The sequence below is a fragment of the Microcystis sp. 49638_E5 genome, from assembly GCF_021300285.1.
GTDB classification, from domain to species: domain Bacteria; phylum Cyanobacteriota; class Cyanobacteriia; order Cyanobacteriales; family Microcystaceae; genus Microcystis; species Microcystis aeruginosa_C.
Genome location: NZ_JAJTDH010000014.1, coordinates 90,464 through 97,121 on the forward strand (window position 1 = coordinate 90,464; position 6,658 = coordinate 97,121).

A 6,658-nucleotide genomic window follows, 5' to 3' on the forward strand; every position below is an offset into this window, starting at 1 on the left:
GATAAGATAGAAAAACTTTTTGAGACAATCCCTAATCCTCCTCAAAAAAATGTTCAGGATGACATTAACACCCTATTTGAATAACTTCACCAACATATAAGTAACTATGTCTAGACGTACCTACTACCGAGATGAAGATAAATCGGTGGATGTTTATCCCGCATTTACCGATTTAATGTCCAATGCTTTCATGATTCTGAGTTTATTTCTCCTCTTGGCACTTTTTCAGTCCTATAATCTCATCAGTAAACTGGAGGAAGCTAACCGAAAACTGCAAACAGCAACCCCGATAGTTATCGATGAAAAATCAGGAAAATTCAAATTTCAGTCAGGAAGTGCTGAATTAAACCCCGCTTTAAAAACCTATATTCGTCAGCGCATTATTCCCGCTATCGAAACCATTACCAAAGACAGAGAAATCGACTTTATTCAAGTAATTGGACACACGGACGGACAGGGAATACAAAAGACAAGTAATCTCGATAAAAATATCGAATCGGTTGCCAGCAGAAAACAATCTGTTAAAATGCTCGTACCCGGTTCTAACACTGATTTAGGATTAATGCGAGCTTTAGCAGTAGTGCAAGAAATCGAAAGCACAGGTAAACTCAAAAACGTCAAATTTCGAGCTTTTTCCGCAGGACAGTTATACCTCCCATCGGGTAAATTAGCTGCGGTTAATCGTGACGCAGATGCAAGCAGACGCAGAATTGAAATCCGTTTTATTCCCCCCGGTAGAAAACAATAAGACAAAAAAATTCTAGAAATTTGTTTTTTTATCTTTTGCTTGTTACACTGAGGAAAGAACGAAATTCAAATCAATATCTATGGAACAAAACACTTTAGAGGGGACTTGGGAAGAAATTTTACAGCATAGTGCTAAATTAGCAGGTCAGCGAGTGAGATTGACCATTCTACCTAATCAATCTTCCAATTCTTCCACTCCAGAAACCCTAGACCAAAAATTAAAAGGAAGAGTTGGACGAGTTTATTTTCAGCCATCAGATTTATCTGAGCGAGTAGAAGAAGTTTTTACAAATATTTTAGATGTTCAAGACTAATCAGCATTACATCAATGACTCTTTGCGACGCTTCTCCACTTATTGCCTTAATTAATGAAGCTGATAAAAATCATCAGCGTTGTGTTGACATTTTATCTTCGCTATCGGCCCCCCTTGTCACGACTTGCGCTTGTTTTACCGAAGCAATGTATTTATTGCGTCGATATGGTGGTTGGTTCGCACAACAAGAATTATGGGGTTATGTGGTAGATGAAATACTGGTAATACACCATCATAATTCAGATGAACTAAAAAGAATGGAAACCTTAATGATACAATATCAAGATGTTCCTATGGATTTAGCAGATGCTTCTTTAGTAGCCATGGCTGAAGTTCTTAATCAAAAACAAATATTCACTCTCGATAGCGATTTCTATATTTACCGACGGTATGGAAATCAACCTTTTGAGGTTGTACCTTAATTATTTTTCATTCCCTATAGGGTGACATCCTCGTATAAATCCCGAAAAGATGCCGTCAGATTAATACTCTGTAAACTAAAACTTTCTTGCTGATAGGTTTGCAGAATCCATAAACCCTGTTCACCCCGTCGAAAAGTTTCCACTCGTTGGTGTTTACTATTCACTAAGACATATTCCTCTAAACTTTCTAGAGTTTGATAATCATTAAATTTATCCCCTCTAATCTGACTTTCACATCGGCAAAATAAACCCGACAACCAGAACCCCGCAAATGATTACGAATAATAAAAGTGAAATTGAGTCCGATAATATTATGAGTATCCGTCGTCCCTGCCATGGCGTAAACTTGTCCATCGATATATTCATGTTTAATGGGACTTTTTTCTTCAAACTGAAGATATTCTTCTGGGGTGAGATTATTATAGTTAGATAGAGCAATCATGGGTTTAATCGTTGAAGGAGATTTTCTTAAGTACTTTCGGGAGTATCATTAACCGTTTCTAGGGTGACATCCTCGTATAAATCCCGAAAAGATGCCGTCAGATTAATACTCTGTAAACTAAAACTTTCTTGCTGATAGGTTTGCATAATCCATAAACCCTGTTCACCCCGTCGAAAAGTTTCCACTCGTTGGTGTTTACTATTCACTAAGACATATTCCTCTAAACTTTCTAGAGTTTGATAATCATTAAATTTATCCCCCATGGAGTAAACTTGTCCATCGATATATTCATGTTTAATGGGACTGGTTTCTTCAAACTGAAGATATTCTTCTGGGGTGAGATTATTATAGTTAGATAGAGCAATCATCGTTTTTTCTCCTAATTACATATTGTCAAGCTTTTATCGATACTTTGAGCCAGAAATTGATTAACTGCACTTACCCATTCTGAAAATTAAACTTCTCTTTATCCCACTTTCAGGTTAGACTATCCCCTAGTTATCCACGTTAATAATAGCAAGAAAAAGCACATAGGATAGAGCGCAAGTACACCGAGTAATCGAGTGCTGATGGATAAATGCTTATCCCTAGATTACAGTTATTTCCTTGCTTAGTGAGTGGTTATATTTATAAGATAAAGTTCTAGAGTTGTTTTTACCTTGATCGCATAACTTTCTTTACATTTCGTTAACTTCAGTTTACATTTAATCTTATTCACTTCTGCTGCGACTACCAAATCCTCGTAAACCCAGTTGATAATCTTCTTTAATTTTCAGTACATGATTACGAAGTTCTGGATAATTTATTTTTTCGTTAAAAACTAACCTAATCGGATCACTTTGATAAGACTGTATTCTTTGTAAAATCTGACGACTAGGGTTGTCTTGACTGAAGTTGTTGGGATTTCCCAAAAATAAACCTAGATAAGTTTTTAGTCCAGTTTCTCGCAAGGAGATTAGATTTTTTTCGGGCAATACATTAATATCTTCTGTCGCTAAGGTGGAGTAAAAAGTATCATTAAAAAATAAGGGATTACAATTAATTAATGCTGAGACTTCTATTGAATAGCCATTGACTAATAATCTGGTAGCATGATAAGGATTATATCTCTTGATCTGCGGCGGGAATTGCCATTTATTAGCATAAGCTTTTCTCGAAGCAAAGGCACTATTTAAAATCCCTTCGACAGCTTCGTAGTTATCACTAACTTGATTGAGTTTATCAAGATTGATACCTAGATGAATTGTTTCGAGATTAAGAATTTGTTTTTGCACCCACCATTCCTGTCGATATTTCTGACAACTACTGTATAATTCTGTATCTAGTTTTCTTGGCGGCTCAATTCCTAAAATCACTAAATAATCAGATAATTTAACTATGGTCTCTCGTAATAATGTTTCCGTCGGATTTACCTTTTTACGCTTGACGGGACTTTGATTTAAGTGAGGATTATATTGAGCAATTTCTCCTGCTTCTAGACTATCTAAATCACTGGTATTCACTAATTTATAATAAATACGAAAATGCTTCTTTTTTTGTGATGATAGCTGAACTAAACGATGATGAGATTTGCCTTGCCAGCGAGAATAGAGATCTTTAGCCTGTCCTATATACCAGACTAAATTATTCTCATCAATAACATAATATATCCCAGCTAGACGAGGTAAGTTATCTCGTTTTTTCAGTTCCACTTGCGGCAATTGTAAAATTAAACTATCTGCTTGCATGAGTTAATCTAATAGTGAGAGATATATTATTAATTATTAACCGATGGATTTCTTCCAGTCAAGATAAAGAGAAGACAAGGTATAGCTGACTAGCAAACATACCTGTTCAAATACTGTCTAGGAGAACCAGCAAAAAGAGCCTAGAATGGTTAATCTATATGCTATTACCCTTGTAACTCTCTATAACTACTGCTATGACAACCCTAATTGACTATTCAAATATTCAATCTTTACCCGAAGTTTGGTCAATAGTTGCCCAGCGTTTCCCCAATATTATCGCCCTGCACGATCCCCACAGTAAACCGGAAGTAATTATCACCTATCGGGAACTTTATCAACAAATTCAGCAATTTGCCGCCGCTTTGCAAGCATTAGGAGTCACAGAAACCGAAAATGTCGCTTTATTTGCCGATAATAGTCCCCGGTGGTTTATTGCCGACCAAGGTTCCATGGCAGCCGGGGCCGCCAATGCGGTACGATCTGCTCAAGCAGATGCAGAGGAATTAGCCTATATTCTCGCTGATAGTGACAGTCAGACGCTGATTGTGGAAAATAACAAAACTTTAGGCAAATTGCTGGCGAAAATCCCTGAATTGCCCCTAAAATTAATCGTGCTGCTCACCGACGAAGACCCCGCTACTGGGGCGATTTCCGTGCAGACCTTAAATTTCAAGCAACTAATGGCGATCGGGGCTGAGAACACCCTTAAACCCATCACCAAGAGCGAAAATGATCTGGCTACCCTCATCTACACATCGGGAACGACGGGACAACCAAAAGGGGTGATGTTAAGTCACGGTAATCTCCTGCATCAGGTACGCAACTTAAACGCTATCTTTCAACCGGATCCCGGCGATCGAGTTTTAAGTATACTACCTTCATGGCATTCCTACGAGCGCAGTTGTGAGTATTTCAGTCTAGCTCAAGGTTGCACCCAGATTTACACCAGTATTCGCACTTTTAAGCAGGATTTAAAGCAATTTAGTCCCCAATTAATGGTGGGAGTTCCCCGTCTTTGGGAATCTCTTTACGAGGGTATCCAAAAACAATTTAGCGAACAATCGGCCACAAAACAGAAATTAGTGCGATTTTTGCTAGAAAAGTCGGAAAAGTACGTTATTGCTAAACGTATCGCCGATAATCTCAGTCTAGATCATCTTCACGCTTCCCCCGGAGAAAGACTAAAAGCAAGAATTCAATCCCTCTTACTCTATCCCCTCCATGCCATCGGTGATAAGCTAGTTTATGGCAAAATTCGCCAAGCAGTGGGAAATAAAGTTAAAATCTTGGTTAGTGGCGGTGGTTCCTTAGCTAGACATCTAGATACTTTCTATGAGATTGCGGGAATCCCGATTTTAGTTGGTTATGGACTGACAGAAACTTCTCCAGTCGCTACCGTCCGTCGTATCGATCATAACCTGCGCGGGTCTGCCGGTCGTCCCGTTTTTCAGACAGAAATCTGTATTGTCGATTTACACAGCAAAGAAGTCTTACCGACAGAAAAACACGGTTTAGTCTTGATTCGCGGTCCGCAGGTGATGCAGGGATACTATAAAAAACCCGAAGCAACCGAAAAAGCGATTTCTCCCGATGGTTGGTTTGATAGCGGTGATATTGGTTGGTTAACCGCTGCCGGGGATTTAGTTTTAACCGGACGGGCCAAAGATACAATTGTTTTGAGCAATGGTGAAAATATCGAACCGCAACCGATTGAAGATGCTTGTTTACGCAGTCCCTTTATCTCCCAAATCATGCTAGTGGGACAGGATCAAAAAGCTTTGGGGGCTTTGATCGTGCCTAATCTTGATATACTGGCCAATTGGGCCCAAGAACAGAAAATATCCTTAAATTTACCCGATGCTCACAGCGATCGCTCCACGATTCTTTCTAGCGATCTCTACAGCAAAAAAGTCTTAGCTCTCTACCAACAAGAATTAAAGCGCGAGGTAAGAAATCGGCCCGGTTATCGTACCGATGACCAGATTAAAACCTTTGAGTTAATTTTAGAGCCTTTTTCCCTAGAAAACGGCATGATGACCCAAACTTTAAAGATTAAACGACCGGTAGTAACGCAACGCTATCGCGATATGATTAACGAGATGTTTGCCAAGTAAATATTTCTGGCAAATATTCCCTAACCCCTTGACAAAAAAGCCTTTTTAGGATAAGCAAATCATGGATGACGCACAAACCAGTTTATTACTTAAGCGCCCAGTGACAATTAAAGTCATCGTGACTCCGCGCTGGAAAGAAGAAGCACAACAGCAATTACAAGCACAAATGGCTCAAATTGACGCACAAATTCAACAATTAGAAACCCAAGGACAAAGAGCGATCGCCGAAATTCAGCGTCAGAGTCTGATCCCCTTACCCCCCGCGGCTGCCCAACAGATTGATAATATTCAAATCCAAGTCAATCAACAGAAAAGTGAGTTTCTCGAACAAAAAAACCAGTATCTGCAACAACTGCAACAGGTACAACTCTTGGAACTCAATCAAGAAGTCGCCCAAGCACAACTAGAAAGCTTTTTCCGCGTCGAAAAAGGCGATAACTTAGTAGCAAAAATGAATGTAGAACTCGTCCTTAGAGATGGCATCGTCGAAGACATTCGCGGCGAAATTTAAAGCTAGGGTGAGCAGCTCCGGTCACTGTCAACGTAACGGTTAAAATCGGCAATAGCAAGGGTTATTCTCCCTTGCTCACCCAGAAAACCGCCCCTAGCTCACATCACCCCTGACATGACTTGATCGGGCCTGAAAAATATATTAAGATTCTTTATCGATCGCCCGGACAAACTCACCTATATTGTTGTATAACTTCATCGAAAATTTGCGTCTGAAACCCCGCCGTTCTAGGTTGGCTTTACTGTTAAATACTAGCGCATTTACACGATATATGCTAAAATGTGAGACATGGAAAAAGCCTATTCTTACCGATTTTACCCAACACCCGAACAAGAGTCGCTATTGCGGCGCACTTTGGGCTGTGTAAGATTAGTTTACAAC

Annotated in this window: 8 protein-coding genes and 1 pseudogene; 6 read left to right on the forward strand and 3 right to left on the reverse strand. The window is 39.3% G+C overall.

All coding sequences use genetic code 11. The annotated features are described in order from the left end of the window. Positions 1-106: 106 nt before the first annotated feature. The 3 genes from LW728_RS06755 (at position 107) to LW728_RS06765 (ending at position 1,483) form a co-directional block, all read left to right on the forward strand. Positions 107-748 (forward strand): OmpA family protein, encoded by a 642-nt coding sequence (locus LW728_RS06755; protein ID WP_002733090.1) that lies wholly within the window; start codon positions 107-109, stop codon positions 746-748. Between the two features lie 79 nt (positions 749-827). Next, positions 828-1,061, forward strand: a complete 234-nt coding sequence (locus LW728_RS06760; protein ID WP_002756604.1) for a hypothetical protein — start codon at positions 828-830, stop codon at positions 1,059-1,061. A 14-nt stretch (positions 1,062-1,075) separates the two neighbouring features. Next, complete coding sequence (locus LW728_RS06765) at positions 1,076-1,483, forward strand: type II toxin-antitoxin system VapC family toxin (protein ID WP_002801652.1); 408 nt, start codon at positions 1,076-1,078, stop codon at positions 1,481-1,483. Between the two features lie 14 nt (positions 1,484-1,497). On the opposite strand, the pseudogene LW728_RS06770 reads toward LW728_RS06765, so the two are convergent. From LW728_RS06770 to LW728_RS06780, 3 genes and pseudogenes are all read right to left on the reverse strand, one after another. Beyond that, positions 1,498-1,925, reverse strand: a pseudogene (locus LW728_RS06770) (Uma2 family endonuclease). A gap of 26 nt (positions 1,926-1,951) precedes the next feature. Continuing rightward, positions 1,952-2,293: a Uma2 family endonuclease gene (locus tag LW728_RS06775; protein ID WP_287765868.1), complete on the reverse strand. Its 342-nt coding sequence runs from the start codon at positions 2,291-2,293 to the stop codon at positions 1,952-1,954. A gap of 342 nt (positions 2,294-2,635) precedes the next feature. Then, positions 2,636-3,652 carry a GIY-YIG nuclease family protein gene (locus LW728_RS06780; RefSeq protein WP_287765871.1) on the reverse strand — a complete coding sequence of 339 codons (1,017 nt, stop codon included), beginning with the start codon at positions 3,650-3,652 and terminating at the stop codon, positions 2,636-2,638. Positions 3,653-3,846: 194 nt separating this feature from the next. On the opposite strand from LW728_RS06780, the gene LW728_RS06785 reads away from it, so the two are divergent. The 3 genes from LW728_RS06785 to LW728_RS06795 form a co-directional block, all read left to right on the forward strand. Further along, the gene (locus LW728_RS06785; protein WP_287765873.1) at positions 3,847-5,766 is read left to right on the forward strand and encodes a long-chain fatty acid--CoA ligase; all 1,920 of its coding nucleotides are present in this window, start codon (positions 3,847-3,849) and stop codon (positions 5,764-5,766) included. 61 nt (positions 5,767-5,827) lie between these two features. Then, positions 5,828-6,277 carry a YlqD family protein gene (locus LW728_RS06790; protein WP_072923740.1) on the forward strand — a complete coding sequence of 150 codons (450 nt, stop codon included), beginning with the start codon at positions 5,828-5,830 and terminating at the stop codon, positions 6,275-6,277. Between the two features lie 288 nt (positions 6,278-6,565). Continuing rightward, positions 6,566-6,658: helix-turn-helix domain-containing protein (locus LW728_RS06795; RefSeq protein WP_155119265.1), on the forward strand; the 93-nt coding region annotated here is incomplete at its 3' end.